The 19,552-nt window shown below is 34.3% G+C and carries 13 protein-coding genes; 8 read left to right on the top strand and 5 right to left on the bottom strand.

Annotated features, from left to right (window positions below; all coding sequences use genetic code 11):
- Positions 1-75: 75 nt before the first annotated feature.
- On the bottom strand, positions 76-1,242 hold the full coding sequence (locus TERY_RS20250; protein ID WP_196797129.1) for an AIPR family protein: 1,167 nt from the start codon (positions 1,240-1,242) through the stop codon (positions 76-78).
- Between TERY_RS20250 and TERY_RS33680 the strand changes: the two genes are divergently transcribed.
- Complete coding sequence (locus TERY_RS33680; RefSeq protein ID WP_011613542.1) at positions 1,232-1,399, top strand: hypothetical protein; 168 nt, start codon at positions 1,232-1,234, stop codon at positions 1,397-1,399. The two genes, TERY_RS20250 and TERY_RS33680, sit on opposite strands and share 11 nt — an antisense overlap.
- A 622-nt stretch (positions 1,400-2,021) precedes the next feature.
- Here the strand turns inward: TERY_RS33680 and ppsA are convergent.
- A complete protein-coding gene (ppsA, locus tag TERY_RS20245) occupies positions 2,022-4,499 on the bottom strand; it encodes a phosphoenolpyruvate synthase (RefSeq protein WP_011613541.1) in 2,478 nt (825 codons plus the stop codon).
- A 1,246-nt stretch (positions 4,500-5,745) separates the two neighbouring features.
- On the opposite strand from ppsA, the gene hflX reads away from it, so the two are divergent.
- From hflX to TERY_RS20220, 5 genes are all read left to right on the top strand, one after another.
- Positions 5,746-7,470 (top strand): GTPase HflX, encoded by a 1,725-nt coding sequence (gene hflX / locus TERY_RS20240; RefSeq protein WP_011613540.1) that lies wholly within the window; start codon positions 5,746-5,748, stop codon positions 7,468-7,470.
- Between the two features lie 1,284 nt (positions 7,471-8,754).
- Complete coding sequence (gene grxC, locus TERY_RS20235; protein ID WP_011613539.1) at positions 8,755-9,015, top strand: glutaredoxin 3; 261 nt, start codon at positions 8,755-8,757, stop codon at positions 9,013-9,015.
- Between the two features lie 129 nt (positions 9,016-9,144).
- Positions 9,145-10,119, top strand: a complete 975-nt coding sequence (gene gshB, locus TERY_RS20230; protein ID WP_011613538.1) for a glutathione synthase — start codon at positions 9,145-9,147, stop codon at positions 10,117-10,119.
- Between the two features lie 687 nt (positions 10,120-10,806).
- Positions 10,807-11,922 carry a Gfo/Idh/MocA family oxidoreductase gene (locus tag TERY_RS20225; RefSeq protein WP_011613537.1) on the top strand — a complete coding sequence of 372 codons (1,116 nt, stop codon included), beginning with the start codon at positions 10,807-10,809 and terminating at the stop codon, positions 11,920-11,922.
- Between the two features lie 402 nt (positions 11,923-12,324).
- Complete coding sequence (locus TERY_RS20220) at positions 12,325-13,224, top strand: ion channel (RefSeq protein ID WP_011613536.1); 900 nt, start codon at positions 12,325-12,327, stop codon at positions 13,222-13,224.
- Between the two features lie 696 nt (positions 13,225-13,920).
- Here TERY_RS20220 and TERY_RS20215 read toward each other — a convergent pair.
- Positions 13,921-15,309: an Asp-tRNA(Asn)/Glu-tRNA(Gln) amidotransferase GatCAB subunit A gene (locus TERY_RS20215; protein ID WP_011613535.1), complete on the bottom strand. Its 1,389-nt coding sequence runs from the start codon at positions 15,307-15,309 to the stop codon at positions 13,921-13,923.
- Between the two features lie 59 nt (positions 15,310-15,368).
- Between TERY_RS20215 and TERY_RS20210 the strand changes: the two genes are divergently transcribed.
- The gene (locus TERY_RS20210) at positions 15,369-15,824 is read left to right on the top strand and encodes a hypothetical protein (RefSeq protein WP_011613534.1); all 456 of its coding nucleotides are present in this window, start codon (positions 15,369-15,371) and stop codon (positions 15,822-15,824) included.
- A 702-nt stretch (positions 15,825-16,526) separates the two neighbouring features.
- The gene (locus TERY_RS26480) at positions 16,527-16,805 is read left to right on the top strand and encodes a hypothetical protein (RefSeq protein WP_011613533.1); all 279 of its coding nucleotides are present in this window, start codon (positions 16,527-16,529) and stop codon (positions 16,803-16,805) included.
- A gap of 814 nt (positions 16,806-17,619) precedes the next feature.
- Here the strand turns inward: TERY_RS26480 and TERY_RS20200 are convergent.
- Together TERY_RS20200 and TERY_RS20195 are read right to left on the bottom strand one after the other, a co-directional pair.
- Positions 17,620-18,399 (bottom strand): photosystem II S4 domain protein, encoded by a 780-nt coding sequence (locus tag TERY_RS20200; RefSeq protein WP_011613532.1) that lies wholly within the window; start codon positions 18,397-18,399, stop codon positions 17,620-17,622.
- Positions 18,400-18,700: 301 nt separating this feature from the next.
- Positions 18,701-19,213 (bottom strand): hypothetical protein, encoded by a 513-nt coding sequence (locus TERY_RS20195; RefSeq protein ID WP_011613531.1) that lies wholly within the window; start codon positions 19,211-19,213, stop codon positions 18,701-18,703.
- Positions 19,214-19,552: the final 339 nt, after the last annotated feature.

Here is a 19,552-nt window from a genome sequence, read left to right as displayed (position 1 = left end):
CCATTTTTTTAAAGTCAGAATCATCAATTATTTTAATACACTTTTTGAAAGTTTCTACTGCTTTATCATCGTCATTTAAAAATTCAATAAATCCTCACAATAATTATCTATCTTTTTACTGTTAAATGGTGGTAATTCTGTTTTTTTACACATTCTGAATAACATAAGAATGTGAAACTTAACTTTTCGATATGACTTATCAATTAATCCTTTTCTGAAGAATGTTTCAAGTTTATAGTACGCAAATGCACTTGTATAATATGGTGATGGAAAATGTTCATTGTTGAAAATTTGAATTTTACCCTCATTTAACCTTCTAACTATTAAACCAAAATAGCTTGTTACGTTATGAGGTTCATCTAGAAACATACCTGCAAATGATTTTATTTGATATGGTACAGTAATAATCCTTGATTTTAATACTTTGTTGTCAGAATTGTATTGTTTAGACCTACGCTCATAATAAATTTTCGATTCTCCAGAAAATGAATTGTAATATTGCTCAAGACTTCTTTGAAATTGTGTTAAAGAAGCTAATTGTTCTTTTTTAATCGGTGTTTGATTGTTTGTTGCAAGTGTAATTCTCGTTTTTACATCATCATCTGTAGTAGCAATTAATTTAATCGGAATATTAACATTATTGATATTTGGAGAATCACAATTATTGTATAAAACGTTACTTGTTTGACAACCATTAACAATTTGATAGTCTTTAATTGTAAATTGGTTTCCAGTAGGTGAAATTGAACTTGCAACTATTGTAACTCCATTATTCAGAACACTAAATATTTCTGAACCTTCATGCTTTAGAGTTGTTGAAATACCGCCATTTACATCATTGTTTTCTCCTTGAAAATCTCTAACATTATCTTCAAAGATACTTAGCAAATTACCTTCATCGTCAGATACAATTTTATAAAATTCCTTATATGGTAAAAGTCCAATATAAGCTTGAGATATACCATTTATCTCTGGCATTGTAATTCTATTGTTAAAGTTAATTGTTGTGCTTACAGATTCTTTAGTTTTTCTATATGCAGTAGACAAATCTCTCGCACCAAGTGCTTTGAAAAAAACTTTATCAAATAATTCTGTTTCTTCAACTGATTCAATTTCATGTTTAATTATACCCTTTAAATTTGGGTCATCTGTCCATTTTCCAGTTGTAACATAGAATAATTTAATTTTAGGATTCGATTTAAAGCTTGATGCCTTGTCATAAATATGGTTTGTGATTTCCACATATATACGCAATATCGCCCTGACAGCGGCATTTTTAGCAGCAGATGATAATCAAGTAATTGAGATGGTTCACTTAATAAGAGCCATACGTCGAGAGTATGACAAAATGGGCAAAATTCTTCGGGATAAGAATTTAGGTTCCTATATAAATACCTAAGCACAAAGCAATAATGATTGAAGTTTAAGATTGAAGTTTGAGGAGGGCTTCAAAGTTAAATCAAAATTAACTTTTATGATTTAAACTGACACAACTATACAGAAATATTGTAGCAGTATGAGTAAAATATTTCAGTGTACAAAAGGCTGCTGATTTGAATTGTCAGGATTATGATTCCCAAGTTTTAAGAAAAATAATAGTTCAGGACTTGCGGTTTATTAATATACGAATTAGGTTTTACAATTTATTGAATATAGCTTATTTAAATGGTATTTTATTATTATGTTAGCTCGTTCTATCGTTAGTTATTTTTTAATTAATATAGTGAAGTTTTATTCCCATTTAAACCTCAAGGGTTTTCTCAACAAAAAATTGGGTTGAAATAATAAACCCAATTTTAATTTCCTAGTCACGCTAATTTTTCTTTCCTCCCAATATTTAATTGACAGCAGTTTAGGAGATAGGTGAGGTATAAAATTTGATCATTTTAGTAAATTGAGAATAGAAATTAGTAATCAACTTTACCTCACCATCCGTACCAATTGCTGTAATTACCTTGGCGAGGCTATCAGCACATTTCTGTGGTTAACCGATCACCAAACTTAAGAATGAAACAGCTCTGCTATCTCCCCATATGTTCAGAAAATGAAACAGTTCTGGGGGTAATAGAGGAGTTAACTTCCAACTTTGCCACCTCAAACCGAGTCTTCAAAACAGAATCAGGATTTAAACTTATGGAGTCAATTCCCAACTCTACCAACAACCGAGCAAACTCAGGATAGTCGCTAGGTGCCTGACCACAAATGCCAATCTTACGCCCGCATTCATGGGCAGTAGTAATTGCCATCTCGATCATCCTGCGCACAGCATCATGGCGTTCATCAAAAACCTGTGCAACCAATGCTGAATCTCGGTCTAAACCCAATACCAACTGAGTTAAATCATTTGACCCAATAGAAAATCCATCAAAGACCTCAGCAAACTGTTCCACCAAAATCACATTACTGGGTAATTCACACATTACATAAACCTGTAAACCATTTTGACCACGCTCCAAACCATACTTACTCATCTCCCTTAATACCTTCTCCCCTTCTTCAGGAGTACGACAAAACGGAATCATGGGAATCACATTTACTAATCCCATTTGATCCCTAACCCGCTTCAGCGCCACACATTCTAAACCAAAAGCATCCCGATATTTAGGATGATAATAACGGGATGCACCCCGCCAACCTATCATCGGATTTTCTTCATCTGGTTCAAACTGTTTTCCACCCAATAAATTGGCATATTCATTACTCTTAAAATCACTCATCCGCAAAATAACAGGTTTCGGATAAAAAGCAGCAGCGATCGTTCCCATACCATAAGCTAGGCGATCAATAAAGAAATCTGCTTTTGTTTCATACCCCATAGTTAATTTAGCAATTTTAGCTTTCTCAACCTCATCCATCACCTCATCAAAATTTAGCAATGCCAAGGGATGCACCCCAATATGATTAGCAATCACAAATTCCAACCGTGCCAAACCTACGCCATCATTAGGAATTGCCGATAACCGAAAAGCTTCCTCTGGGTTGCCCACATTCATAAAGATGGGGGTGCGAGTTTCGGGTAGATCATCCAAGACTGTTTCTACATCCTCAAAAGGTAGCAAACCCTCATAAACCATACCCACTTCTCCTTCAGCACATGACACAGTAACCGCCTGAGCATCCTCCAATAGTTGAGTAGCATTTTCACAACCCACGATCGCCGGAATACCCATTTCCCTTGCAATAATAGCAGCATGGCAAGTACGACCACCTTGGTTAGTCACTATGGCACTAGCCTTTTTCATAATAGGTTCCCAGTCCGGGTCAGTTTTGTTAGTTACTAATACTTCTCCCGGTTGTAACTTATCAATTTTATGTTTATCCAGAATTACGCACACATTACCTTGTGCTATCCCTTGTCCTACAGCGCGACCAGTCACCAAAACTTTCCCCTGATCTTTCAAGTGATAAGTATGTAGCACATTACTAGATTTTTGAGATTGCACAGTTTCCGGTCGCGCTTGGACTATGTATAAAGTATCATTGTTCCCATCTTTTGCCCATTCAATATCCATGGGAGTGTAACTACCTCGCACCTGGGAATAGTGGTTTTCTATAACTACTACCCATTGAGCGAGTTGTAAAATTTCATCATCACTCAGAGCAAACTGTTGTTGCTTTCGGTATGGCACAGATATGTTTTTTGTAGAGTTACTACCATCATAGACCATTTTGACCGCCTTAGTGCCCAGGCGTTTGTTGAGAATACTAGAGAAACCTTGTTGGAGTGTTGGTTTAAAGACAAGATATTCATCAGGGTTTACTGCACCTTGAACAACGTTTTCTCCTAAACCATAAGCTGCTGTAATTAAGGCAGCATTGGGAAATCCAGTTTCAGTGTCGATGGAAAACATTACCCCAGATGTAGCCAGGTCAGAACGCACCATTTTTTGAATACCAACAGAAAGAGCAATATCAAAGTGATCATAGTTTCTGCTAGTACGGTAAGAGATAGCACGGTCTGTGAATATTGAAGCAAAACATTTATGGACTGCTTTGAGTAGACTTTTAATTCCGTGAATATTAAGGTAGGTTTCTTGTTGCCCAGCAAAACTGGCATCGGGCAAATCTTCCGCAGTTGCACTGGAACGCACTGCAACATCTGTGTCTTGACCGCAGAAGTAACATAGAGTTTTGTAGTTTATAGTTATCGCTCTTTCTAGTTCTGCTGGGAAAGGTGTCTTCATTATTAATGCCCGGGCTTTTTTACCCCTTTGTTGCAAATTTTTAATATTTTCAACATCAAGGTCGGCGAAAAGTTGGCGCAGTTTTGCTTCTAAACCTGCTGTTTTGATGAAGGCACGGTAAGCATAAGCAGTGGTAGCAAAGCCTTTAGGAATGTTGATGCCTTTGGGAGCAAGTTGTTGCATCATTTCCCCTAGGGAGGCGTTTTTACCTCCTACTAATGGAATGTCGTTAATACTAACTTCATCAAACCATAATATTAAAGATTTTTCTTTAGTAGAAGTAGTCTCTTGTTTGATTTCTAATATATTTGTCATTGCTTTTCTCCTAAAGTTAAGCTGTTTTATAGCTGTACAACTTTGAAGTATTTTTGTCACATTTTTATATTTTAAAACTTACCTAAGGTTGCGTCCGGTTGATACCATTGTTTTTGTTTTAACAATTTATTGTTTCCTCTGCGTAAGTCTTAATTTTAGACAAAAATATTTAAATTTACCCTTACCCTTGATAAAGTTTTTTATTAATACTAAGTCATCTCAGATATATTGATCTATGATAAGTATTTATTTATTTTTAGTGGTAAATTATCCATATATCTTATCAAAGGAATTTAATAGTATTTTTTTTATCTATATTTATATATTAATTTTTCTCCTTAAAAGTGACAAGTTTTCCAGAACCATACATTGGTTACCAAAAGTAAAAAAATGTTGCCAGTAGGAGAAAATCGGTATTTATTACAAAAAATTAAGCTTTCTAATAATTAAAAACCTATCCCACTAATAAAATGGGATAGATCCAAATATTTATAGTAACGATACAGCAGTCACACTTGCTCTGCTAACACCAAAAACCCATTAAACCAAAGTAATAGTTTCCTATGAAAAGACCTATCCTCAATGTTTACCTTGACATCACCCAAACCATAACTGGTAGTGCGTCAAAAAAGTGTGGAAATGCTCACGAGGTGACAAGCTATCTGAAAACTATATATAGAAAGTTTTTGCCTTCGATAACTGAAAAATACTTCAACTAAAAGAAAATCCAGCATTGCTGAAAAGTAATGATAAATGTTGTAGAACTTCACACATAAAATGTCGGAAATATAACTCTACCCAGACCAGGAAAAATTGCCGACTACTTGGCCAACAGTATTTTCTATCTCAAATCTGTAGTCGTTAATATTGGGCTTGCCGTCCCATAAAAAACCCTTCCTCATAAAACCCTTTTACTCAAGTCCTTGGAGATGCTCAAATATTCTACTCGTCTTCTGCTGCACTGTCTAAAATTTTTACTCTTCCTAAATCATAATAGATAATTACTAATCAGTGACGCCCAAATATTTCTATTGTATCGTAATTCTTTAACAGGGTTGTCAAGATTCAAAAACTAGAAATCAACTTCAAAACTCTTGCCTATTGACCATTGACTATTCTCCATTCTCAAAAAGGGACAAGATTTTGGACAAAGTTAAAATAGGACTAGTATAATTGAAATATTTATATATATCTATAATAATAATCAGAAGTAATATACTGAGGGGCCACAAATACGTGGCTAGGAATGCCTATCGAAACTATCTACGGAAATCTGAAAGGTCTAAAATCTAGCCAACTTAAACAACTGCAAAGGTTGTATCATCAGCGACTAACAAGCGATCGCCTAACTACCTCTGAGTTTGCTCAAAGAGTCGCCTCCATCAGTACAGAAGTTGGCCAATCAATCTGCGTATATATTAATCGTAGGGGACAAATTATCCGTGTGGGAGTTGGTACACCCCACCAAACCCAAATTCCACCCTTGGAATTACCTCGTTATGGTAATGGTCGTCTTAGTGGTATTCGTTGTATTGCTACTAACCTGAAAGCAGAAGATCCTTCAGAAGCTGCTCTAACTGCAATGGTAATTCAACGACTTGATGCTCTAGTGATACTGACGCTAACCGGTGAAGGATTTAAACGTCGAGGTGGAGGAGCAACAGGTTACATTAAACAAGCTTATCTAGCTCACCTATTACCCATTCCCACACACGAAGGTGTGAATACTGATATTCAAAAGCTGAATTTTTGGAGCGTATCACCTCCTCTTAGTCTTGATGCTTTGGCCAAACAAGACTTCATTGACTTAATTGATGGACTAGAAGCAGAATTTCAACGAGAATTTATTGCTCAAGAAGTTGATTCTGACCAAGACCTAGTCCTTTTGGTGGGGCTAAAAATAGATAAAATGACCAACCAGCAATTTGAAGATGGATTAGCTGAATTAGCTCGACTTGTTGAAACGGCTGGAGGTAAGGTCCTAAAAACAGTGGATCAGAAGCGATCGCATCCCCATCCCCAAACAGTTGTAGGAGAAGGTAAAGTTCAAGAAATTGCTCTGAGTGTTCAAACGGTCGGAGCGAACCTAGTTGTATTTGACCAAGACCTTTCCCCTGCTCAAGTACGCAACCTAGAAACAAAAATTGGTGTGAGAGTTGTAGACCGCACCGAAGTTATTCTGGACATCTTTGCCCAACGCGCTCAATCTCGCGCTGGAAAGTTGCAAGTGGAATTAGCTCAATTAAAATATACTATTCCCCATCTTACAGGCCAAGGCGAAGCAATGTCTCGTCTGGGTGGTGGTATTGGTACGAGGGGACCTGGTGAAACTAAGTTAGAAACAGAGCGTCGGGCCATTAACGCTAGGATATCTCGCTTGCAGAAAGAAGTTAATCAATTACAAGCACACCGTTCCCGCCTAAGACAACATCGCCAACATCAAGAAGTGCCAACAGTGGCAATAGTGGGATACACGAATGCTGGTAAATCTACATTATTGAATACACTTACCAATTCAGAAGTTTATGCAGCAGATAAACTATTTGCTACTCTAGATCCTATTACTCGTCGTTTGAATGTTCCTGATACTGTTACTGGAAAACCAACTACAATTGTGATTACTGACACGGTAGGGTTTATTCATGAACTCCCTCCTACTTTGATGAATGCTTTTCGAGCAACTCTAGAAGAAGTTACAGATGCAGACGCTTTACTTCATGTAGTAGATCTGTCTCACCCGGCTTGGCAAAGTCAAATACGCTCTGTGATGACTATTTTGCAGGAAATGCCAGAAACTCCAGGACCTGCTTTAGTTGCTTTTAACAAAATTGATGAAGTAGATGGAGATACTTTAAAATTTGCTCATGAAGAATATCCGATGGCAGTATTTATTTCTGCTGCAAAAGCTCTAGGTTTGGAAACCTTACGTCAACGACTCGCACAGCTTATTGATTATGTTGTTGCTTCTTGAAGGAAGAAAGTTTTTTGGGCGTTGATGAATCGAACTATGAAATCTCATGAGAAACCGGGTTACTTGAAGACAGATATTAGTATGGTATGCTACCTAGTACAAACCCGGTTTATATACTGGGAAAAATTATCTGCCAAAATCACCAACAATTTTAATGTTTACCACTATTAATCGAAAATTACAGCAGTTTTGGAAACTCATAATGATCTATAATTAGCTAATGCATACTTGACAATTATCAATAAGCTAAAGTAAATTCACAGAAGGGCTTTACCAGTTTTTATATAGGTATATTTATATAGGTATAAAAGTATAATAGTAGAGGCAAAGTCTATCTAGTGTCCAGTTGGAAAAGTTAATATATTTATTATGTCTATCCAGGTGATATTTTTCTTGTGAATAATTAGGGTCAACAAAAGCCCCGTCGAGCCCCACCTATAAATCTGAAACGGGTTATTTGACTTTGTGACTTATTATGTCAATATTTATAAATTATAACCGGAGTGAAAGTAAGTATATCAACAATATATTGAGCAAAAAAAAATTAATATAAGTAGAAAAAAAAGTCTTTATGTTTGGTGACTAACAGAGATAAAATATCAAATATGTAAAGCATTTGTGCATTAGAAATAGCTTGGTTTAGTAGACATAAATAATTTTTTTTTGTCAACAAATTAGGAGTTAATAACGAGTGATTTTTCTTTATCTTCAACGAAAAATAGGAAAGATAATCCTTAGCAATACCCCTATAAATAAAAGTAAAAATAAAAGTAATAATATAAGTGTTTTAGTTCCTGAAAGTCAGTTATGGTTTATTTGAGTAAATAAAAGTAACTGGTAGTACAAATAAAAATGTATTTAAAACATATATCAAGCAAATTTTAGTACCTCTAACCAGGTCCATAGCAATTGTACTGATGGATGATTTAAGTCTCTACACAAGTTTTATAATTCAATAGTTAATTTATTCCACAGGAGCAAATTTAATTTTCAAACCTTGGATCATCATCTGATTTATTACCCATCGAACTATGTTCCTCAAAATTCAAAGACTTTTTCCCCAAGGCTGAGATATCTTTTTTTCCATTATTTGTTGATTTTTTTTCTCATTATATCATAATCATAGCTTGGCCATAAAATTAATTTAAAAATGACTAAAGGTGTCGGACTTATTATAGCTAATCAACAATACTTGATATTAGTTATATAAAATCTAAAACTATTCTCAAATAACCAATTAATATTACAATTATTATGAGAAATATTGCTCATGAGTAATCTATTATGTCTGTTAACATAGAAATTTATACCTGGTCAAGTTGTCCGTTTTGCATCAGTGCTAAAGCACTGTTAGATAAAAAGCAAGTAAACTATCAGGAATACCCTATAGATGGCGATGATATAGAACGAGAAAAAATGGCCTGTAGAGCTAATGGCCGTAATTCTTTGCCCCAAATCTTTATCGATGAGGAACATATAGGGGGTTGTGATGATTTATATGGACTGGAAGCTCAAGGGAAACTAGACCGACTCTTGAAGAAATAGTTAATGGTTTCAGTAACACAAAAAATCTACTAAAATGTCTGATTTTAGAGGGGTAGATATTTTGAGAAAATGATTATTACTCCTCTACTTAAGTAAGTAAAAATATTTTGAACTAATTAACAAACAAAGATGAAATTTGCATTCATCATAGACCCTATAGACCGACTTAACCCAGTTCACGATACCAGCGTGGCATTAATGGAAGCTTCTCAGGAACTTGGTCATGAAGTTTGGATAACAGAAATGAACCAGCTAACTGTTATTAATAGTAAAACCTGCGCAAAAACTCAGCGGGTAAATTTGAGCCCAATTCAAAGAAGAGAAAATCATTGGGTAGCAAGTAACCCTTGGTATAGCTTAGAAAAAACTGTGCTGGAACCATTAGAGTTGATGGATGCTGTATTTATGCGACAAGATCCACCAGTAACAATTCCTTATCTTTATGCTACTTATCTTCTAGACTATATTAATCCACAAAAAACTTTAGTAATAAACTCTCCTCAAGGGTTACGCGCTGCTAATGAAAAAATCTATGCTTTACAATTTACAAAAGTAATTCCGGAAACAATTGTTAGTCAAGATAAACAGGTAATTAGAGATTTTTTAGACTCACAAGAAGCAGCAGTTTTGAAACCCTTAGGAGGAAAAGCTGGGGAGGGAATTTTATTTTTAGAACCCACAGATAAAAATTTTAATTCCTTGATAGAAATTAGTACAAAACAAGGTCAAGAGCCTGTGATGATTCAAAGTTATTTACCAGCAGCAAAAGAAGGAGATAAGCGAATTATTATTTTGAATGGTAAGCCTATTGGAGCAGTAAATCGGATTCCTACTGGCCAAGATTTTCGAGGGAATATGGCGGTAGGAGGTAGAGTTGCTCAGACAGAAATTACACAAAAAGAATATGAAATTTGTGAGCAATTAGCACCTAAATTAATAGAAGATGGTTTATATTTTGTAGGTATAGATGTAATTGGTGGTTATCTTACGGAAATTAATGTTACTAGCCCGACAGGAATTAGAGAAATTGATTTTTTTGATCATGTTAATTTGGGCAAAAAAGTAATAGAATGGGTAATTGATCAAGTAACAAGTAAAAAATAGTCATTCACTTGTTAAAATTTATAATTTATGTATTTTGAATTAGAGAAATTTTTATTTTTTCATAGCTCTTAAAGTACTATGATATAAATATAATAATGTAGTATAATTTCTCTTTTAATACCCACTATGGTCAAACTTTAAGGCATTGAAAATTGGGAGCAATTAATGTAATAAAAATATTTTTATGATGGCTAATTAATGAGACCTGATCAGGACTAATTAGTAAGTTATATATATTGTACTTGTATAAGTCCTGGTTTTTATATTTAATTATTAACCTCTTTTTATCAGATTTGGTAGTCCTGTATATGTAGTTATAAAATTATAGTCAGGCAGTTGTAGCTGCCGCACTTGCTCCCTGACGCTTTTTATAGGTGATGAATGAAATACCCAGTAAGCACTTAGCTGTCAGCTATCAGTTATAAGGAGGAATTAGTCTCCAAGAAGAATTAAAAGAAGGAACTATACTTTAGCTGACCTTGTGGGCATAGTTGATGATAAAAAATGGTTGAAATTATTACTGTATAAGGTTTTTATATTTAATCAGCCAGCATACATTAAGCTTAAACAATTTAATTTTGGATGTTTCATCTTATTGACGTACATTGTGGGGAAAATAGCAACACTACAAAGACTTGATCATTATTACTAAAAACTTACCTTTTTTCTTCTTACTTCTTATAAACAATGAAAAATCAAACTATTGGCGTAGCAGTTATCGGTACAGGATTTGGTCAAAAGGTACATATACCAGGTTTACAAGCACATCACAAAACTGAAGTCTTAGCAGTTTATAATCGAGATTATACAAAAGCTAAATCAATTGCATCAAGCCATAATATTCCTTATGCTTTTAACACTATTGAAGAGATAATTGACTTGCCTGAAGTTACTGCCGTAACCATTTCAACTCCTCCATTTCTACACTATGAAATGGCAAAGCAAATATTATCCGCTGGGAAACATTTATTGTTAGAAAAACCCACAACTTTAAAAGCAGAAGAAGCTCAAGAATTATATCATCTTGCTGCTACTAATAAATGTTTAGTAACTATGGATTTTGAGTTTCGTTATATTCCTGCTTGGCAACTATTTGCCAAAATTTTAGCAGATGGATATGTGGGGGATAAACGCCTAATTAAAATTGATTGGTTAGCATCAAGTCGTGCTCTCCCAAGCCGTCCTTGGAATTGGTATTCTCAAAAAGATAAAGGAGGTGGTGCATTAGGAGCGATCGCTTCCCATACTTTTGATTATATTAACTGGTTATTTGGTCCTGCTAAAAAACTTTGGGGACAACTTAATACATCCATTAAAACTCGTCCTGACCCTGCTACAGGAAATGAATTAAAACAAGTTGATGCAGATGATACTTGTAACATTATGTTGGAGTTGGCAGATGGTACTCCCTGTCAAATTTGTATTAGCTCAGTCACCTATCAAGGGCGTGGTCATTGGGTAGAAGTTTATGGTAGTAAAGGTACTTTAATTGTTGGTAGCGATAATCAAAAAGATTATGTACATGGGTTTAAAGTTTGGGGTTCTCAAAATGGGGAATCTTTAGGAGAAATAAACATTCCTAAAAATTTAGATTTTCCGAAGGTTTATTCTGATGGTAGAATTGCACCTTTTATTCGAGTAGTTGATAATTGGGTACAGGCTATAGTTGCAGGAAAATCTCTAGTTCCATCTTTGAAAGAGGGTGTTTATTCTCAGTTATTAATGGATTTAACCCATGAATCTAATTTAACTGGTACTTGGGTAAACGTACCAGATTTAGATAAATTTATTCAGAATAGGTAGGGGCTTTGCATGCAATATCTGCAGGCAGTAAGCTTTGATTAAATAAGTAGTTTAAGTCAAATAGCTAGAATTATTAAAAATGTTGCTGAAACTTAATTTATTACTTAATAACTAAAGTTTTGAAGGATATATTCGGTTGCTAGCCCAAAGTTTTATAAGACAGTTTGATTATCTTTGTAGTTCTTTAAAAAAAGTTAAGTTATAGGAAAGTGCGCTAGTGTATTTACAATATTTATTATAAGGACTTACTTTAGAGGATTTGGAATGTAAATATGCCAGCGCTCACTGCTATATTTTAAGTTTTTTGCATTGCAAATTTTCACTTCTTTCATTTATCCTAAACTTTTTGAGTATGGAATTTTGTCGCAACTAATCTACACATTACTATATTAGATAATTATCATGAAAAGGAACACAACAAAAAAACAAAAAGCCTTTGCAAGAAAAGTTGGTCTTATGGACTTTGTAATTAAAGGAATTCCTAGTTTTTACTGGAGTGATTTTTATCATTGGTTAATGACAATTTCTTGGCGACAATTATGGGTAATAATCATTAGTTTTTATTTTCTAATTAATACTATTTTTGCATTGTTATATTTAGGTAGTGGAGATGGAATTCATAATGCTAAACCTGGTTCCTTTATTGATGCTTTTTCTTTTAGCATACAAACGATAGCTACTATTGGTTATGGTGCTATGTATCCAACAAATATTTATACTCATATATTAGTAGCTATAGAAGTTTTTATTGGTTTAATTGGTATAGCAATGATTACAGGATTAATGTTTGCTCGGTTCTCATTGCCAACAGCACGAGTGCTTTTCAGTAGGATAGCAGTTATTTCTCCTTATGATGGTGTACCTACCCTCATGTTTCGTATTGCTAACCAACGCCAAAACTGGATAGTAGAAGCTGAAGTTAAAGCAACTGTATTACTTAATAAGGAGGTTAGTATTGAAGGGCATTCTTTGCGAAAATTTGGTGATTTAAAATTGGTTCGTTCTGAAACACCTATGCTTTCTCTTACCTGGTTAGTAATGCACCAAATTGATAAAGATAGTCCTCTATATGGTTGGTCTGAAGATGATTTTAAAAATATAAATAATCAGAGTATTCAACTCTTTATAACCCTAACAGGATTAGATGAAACTGTTTCTCAAACTATTCATGCTCGCCATGTTTATAGATTAGATCAGATTCTTTGGCATCAGCGTTTTGTAGATTTGATTTCTACGGGAATTGATGGTAGATTCTATTTAGATTACTCACTTTTTCATGATGTTGTGCCTCTACAAAAATAATAAAACCTTGATAAAATAGCTATAGTTTTATCTCAAGTAATTATCCATCTTTTATCATTTTAAGCAGAGGAAAAATAAATTATTTGAAATAATTAATTATTTTTTGAAGCTTCTTAAAGCCTTGCTCTATTTCAGGTATTTTAAAAAGTTTTTGCTAAGGTTGATAAAAATGAAAAAAAACATAAACGGTTACGGACTCCATTGGTATAGATAAGTTAATAGCGAAAATTTCACGGGGTGACAAGCAAGCCATCAAATTTTTTTACGGATGTTTTGTCAAATTATTTTGACTAATACTATAACTAAATACAAAATCAAGCTTATTGAAAATAGGTCGGCGATCGTCTCAGAACTCCAACCACCATCCTTGGTTAATTATTTGTTCATTATAGTAAATGCACAAAACAGTTAAAAACATGATCAAAAAGGATTAGTAATTTACTTGTAACAACCAAGAAAAGTGCAAATGATGATACATTTAATACCAGACATTTATAGAGTTATATATTATTAGTTGTTTGTATAATTAATTTTCTCCAGTTATTTGCTACTTGTGATTATAATTGTTGGGAATTAATAAAAAAAATGACTATAGCCATTATTAGTCAACGTTTATAGTGCTCTTCAAACCTAAAATTCTAAAAACCATTAAGAGTAAACTTTTGAGGATTTTTAATTTTCCCACACCCAACAAACCTATTTGACTTCAGTAGTTAGCCCTTCAAATTCCAACACTGCTGCTACTTGCAATACCAAAGCCTCATTATAAGGTGCAGCAATAATTTGTACTCCCAAAGGTAAACCATTAATACGTCGAATAGGAACTGACAAAACTGGCAACCCAATAAAAGACAAAGGTTGCGTATACAAACCTAAATTCGGACGTACTAACACCTCCTCCCCATTAATAGTCATTTTTTCAGCTCCTAACAACGGTGCAATACAAGGGGTAGTTGGAGCTAGAATAATATCTACATCATTAAATATTTCCTTAACAGAACTTTGATACCAACGGCGGAAACGTTGAGCTTGGATATACCAGTCTGCCGGAATTAAAGCACCTGCTAAAAAGCGATCGCGAGTTGCTGGATCGAAATCTTGGGGACGGATGCGCAAATTATCCAAATGCAAATTTGCGCCTTCAGCCGCAGTAATAATATAAGCAGCAGCTCGCGCCCGATCTGCTTCAGGTATTGTCACCCGCTGAGTGACACCCAATACCTCTGCCACTTGTTCCACTGCTGTAAACACCTCCGGTTCACCACCTTGGGCAAAGTGACCATCAGCAATAGCAATGCGCAAATCTTTAATATCTTGTTTGAGTTGAGGTAAACAACTTTCAGGAGAACGTTTAGTACAAACTGGATCTCTTGTATCCGACCCTTGTAAAATATCATAAACTGTGGCAATATCTCGTACAGAGCGAGCAAAGGGTCCAACATTATCTAAACTACTGGCAAACAAAAAAACGCCAGCTCGTGATAAACGTCCATAAGTCGGCTTAAACCCAAAAACACCACAGAGAGAAGCAGGTACGCGGATGGAACCGTTCGTATCGGAACCAAGGGTAATGGGTACTAAACCCGCAGCAACCGCAGCAGCAGAGGCACCAGAGGAACCCCCGGAGATACGGCTGAGATCATGAGGATTAGGTGTTGCACCGTAGTGACTATTTTCTGTAACAAAACCGTAGGCATATTCATCCATATTGAGGGCACCAACCAGAATTGCACCTGCTTTTTTTAGTTTGGTAACGGCGGTTGCGTCTTGGGTAGCAGGTGGGTTTTCGGCATTAATTTTGGCTCCAGCAAGGGTGGTTAAACCTGCAATGTCATAGAGGTTTTTGACGGCGAAGGGTATTCCTGCTAAGAGACCGGGGTTTTTGCCTTGAGAAATGTCTCTATCTATTTGTTTGGCAGCATTAAGTGCGCTTTCTGTTGTGATAGCGGTGAAGCAATTTAAAGTTCGGTTATTCTCATAAATTTGTTCAAGACATTTGTTTATTAAAATTTCAGCAGTAGTTTCCCCTGCTTTGATGGCTGTGGCCATTGATACGGCTTCTGTTTGGTTGAGCTTGATAGTCATGTTTTTGAGAATTAATAATTAACAATTATACCAAGGGTGATAAATTTTCGTTTGTAGACGTGAGAGATGGTTACATTACAACCTATAATATAGATCTGAAATCAGATGGTATAATAGTAAGTTTAAGACAAAGAGTATCAGAAGATATTACTACAAGAAACCCAACAGTTATTCTTGGAAATGTCAATGTTATTATTGATGACGATGTTGGAGATAGCCTGAGCGCAGGAGAGCAAACAGTTATTGGTGGAGATGTTGATGTTACTATAACTAACTTTATTCATAATGATAGAGTGAATCAAAATCTAGATACTACCTTAGTAATTCCTAATCAGAATGTACTTAATAATCAGCTACTTAATCAAGAAATTTCCTTAAATAATAACAATAACAATATTGAGGATAATTCCACTATAAGTCTCTCAGGTAAGACAAATATTTTATCAAACCTTATCCGGTCTAAAAGATCTAAATTAATTTCAAGTTATACACCTAGTAAAACTTACAAAACTTAATCGGTAAAATTAGGCTATAATACTTTTTAAAAAAAGATTTTACCTCAAAACTTTTATTAGATGAGATAAACAACCCCTAACACCATGCCTCACTGCTTTGAAAGAGGTACCAAAAGTTTGACAATTTTTGGAAAAATCAACCTCAAAAAATATGATTTTGCCATTATCTAGGTGGATTAATAAAGCATATTTGAAGGAAAAACATATTGTAAATTCTCAATAACTCTATTGGAATAGTTTATAATCGGCTACATAATTTTATCTCAGATTCTCCTTGAGAACTAAATAAAATCAATCAACCTAGCTTAGAAATAATTAATAAACCTTTTCAAGCTAAATTTAAGAAAGAATTTAGTTTAATTTAGACGATTCTGGACACTGCAAAAGTGGTTATTTTACATCGGTCGTAGGGCAACAATACATTGGATAAATCGGTAAAGTAGATAATGGAATAGCAACCTTAATAACCCATGATTGCTGATTGCAAAAAAAATTTTCCTAATAACATTAAATAAGCTCAAAATTCAAGCTCTTTACCAGAGATAAAACATGACAAATTATTTCAGAAAAAGTAGGATTAAGGAATAGTATAAATAGACTCTACTCTGACCAGAAGTCATCCTTTAGGAATAGTCTTAATTGATTTGGGATTAAGCAATAATACAAGATTGTTGAAAAAACTCGAAAACCAGGAATTAAAATATGCGCGGAGGCACCGCCAAAAATAGAAAAATAGTAGTTAAACAAAAATTATTTCAGGAAATAGAAACTAGAAAAGATGAATTAGGTAAAACCATACCAAAAAATGATTTTGAGCCAGTTATCTTAAGTGTAGAAAAACCAAAAATAGTTTGGGTGAGAACATTTAAAGGTTCAATTTCACCCCTTCAAAGAGAAAAAACTTTCCCTATCGCTATGAATGCTAGTTCTATAGAAAAGGCAACAGAGATTGATTATTTAATTACCAATATTGAGAGGTAAAAAGTGACATTTAAATGGATAGTAAATACCTACTCAAACAGAAACTGAATAGAGGTTTTTTACCGAGAAGTGCTCATGATAGTTGGGATTAAAAGAATATCAAGTCAGATATAAATGGAGACAAGATAGCCATTTTATCTTAGTATTCAAGTGCTTATAATTTTATAAATTGGGATCAGCTAACTGAAGGATGACAAAGGCAATAGGGGCATAAATTTTTGAAGATATTTACTGATGCTTATAAAGCTTTTTGTACAGCTATGTCTTTCCATTTTTTTGATTAGTTGACTAATAATTTTATTGATTTTTTCCTCTCACAGAAAAAATTTGGGTTTAAAAGTTGTGTAATTCCCACTCGCAAAAATAACCAAACCAACTAAGTAGGTAGGCGTGAAAAAAACTTGGCTATATTAAAATTTTTGTACTAACTCTAAGCTCCTTCAGACAGTTGATTTGAGATTAATTTATATTTTGTTATATAGGGACAAATTTTAAGAGTGACCTACTTAATATAAATACAGTTCAAGAACAAACAGAATTATCTATTAATAGTACAACTGATACTCAAGAAATCTTAAATATAATTAGTACTGTCAATATCAATTATCTGAGAATTGCTTCATATTCATATCAAATAACAACAGTGTTAGAATAAAACCATAATCCCAGAATATTCTAATTACTTTAGAAAAGATTTCAAAGAATAATTTTTCAAGGAAAAATCTCCCCAGTAAATCTTAACTGATATGGCTTATCAAATTTGAATAATAATTAAAGCAAATCTCTCAAGTTATTACTATGATATGATGAATTACTAAACATATCTTGTCAAATGCACTCTATAACGTTCTTTTTTTGTAATTGCAATATCCCCTACTTCTAACCTTCCTTTTCCTCGAATAGCAATTAAATCTCCAGTTTTTACTGTATAACTTGCCTGACTAATTTCTTTCCAATTAACCCTTACATCTCCTCCGTCAATTAAGTCAACCATTTTACTGCGAGACATTCCAAAACCTGCCGAAGCGACGGCATCTAATCTCATGGAAGCTTCCACAGTTGTTAACTCTTTCTTTTTCGGTTGTCTTATTTTTAATTCACTGAATTCTATAGGTTTAATTTTAACAGGAACAGACCGAACTTGTTGAAAATTCATTTCTAAATATTCCACCAATTTAGGAACAACAATTGCCTGAGCACCTCGTTCTCCCAAAACAATAATATCTCCTGTTTTTTCTCTCTCTATTCCTGTACCTAACATAGAACCAAGAAAGTCTCGGTGAGTAGCAGTATCAAACAGAAAATTTCCTTCAATATTAATAGCTTTTAGTTCTACACTCGAAGTATCAATAGGTAAATCTGAACGAGCGATCGCCAATCTTTTTCGTTCAGCTTGAGGATAACCACCCCATGAAACGATGTCTACCTCAGTTAATTTTTGAAAAATTGTTTCCGACTCAAATATTTCTGGTGGGGATAAAAAATCACTCTGAGTAATTTCCCAAGTCTTAATAGCTTGTTCAGCTAAGTCTATTATTCTAGTGATAGTTTCCCGATTTTGGATTCCTTTAAGTAGTTCTTCTTTTGGTAACATAATTATTATTTCTAAGTAAGTAAGAAAGAAGAAGAAATAAATTAAAATTCAGGAGGGAAAGATAATATTTATCTCAGCCTCAAAAACAGCATATTTCTAGCATAATAAATACAAATATTAAAAAATATCTCGCCGGGCCAGACGGGGTTTAAGTAAAACCTGGCCTACTATAGCTGTGCTTTACCATTGATGAAATCTATTATATTCAGGTTAAAACTTACGTTTATTGGGTCTGTTGCCTAAACCCATATAATTCTATACTGTAAGATTCTTCCGACTTTCAACTTATGACTTCTGACTTCTAACTTTCCGGCGTAGAATATCCTTGAATATTTTCTGGTTTAAACTTATATAGAGTGCGAGTTGCTATACGGGTCAAAGACTCCGAACCTTTAACAACAATCAAATATTTACCTGCTTTCAAACGATTACGATAAGGTAAAGCATCACCACTGCCAAGCATTGCACCGACTCCACCACCAACAAAAGTTCCACCCATTGCACCAGAAATACTACCCAAGATACCACCAATAAAATGATTGCCAAATTCTCCTGCCCATGCAAAAGTATTCAGACCTGTAATCAGACTAAAAGTAAAACCAGCAGCAAACCCAAAAGGTATAAGCCAAGTCACCATACGGAGTGATTGTTTACGGGCTTGCTCATTAGGATCGATTAGGCCATATTCATCAGCAGTTTTATATCCCTGACCAAGTATTGCCACTTGCTTAATAGGCAAACCCTCTTTTTCCAAAGCAGAATAGGCAGCTTCAGCTTGAATGCGGTCTGATAATACAGCGACGAGATAATTCATATAAATTAATAAAGGCAATATAACATACTCCTAAAATCACCAGGCGATATAGTGTGTGCTTATCGCTTCCCAGTCCCGCTGTTGCATCGGACAAGGGGGCTGTTTAAGAATGGGATAACCCACCGCCATATATTTGTTAATTCATGGGGGGTATAGATCCCAACACATCAACATAGGACAGTGTAGATAGGAATTGATTTTCTATAATAACTTGTCGGAAACATTAGGCCACAATTTTAGTAATCTTGAATTATGCAATTTAGATTTACATTTATTGTTTTTTTGTCCATTGTTTTCAGATTTGACAATAGTAACATGAATTTTTACTATTAAGACAAA

Origin of the sequence: Trichodesmium erythraeum IMS101, from assembly GCF_000014265.1 — a bacterium.
Lineage (GTDB): Bacteria > Cyanobacteriota > Cyanobacteriia > Cyanobacteriales > Microcoleaceae > Trichodesmium > Trichodesmium erythraeum.
Note: the sequence above shows the minus strand (reverse complement) of the source record. Positions and strands in the feature narration are given on the sequence as shown.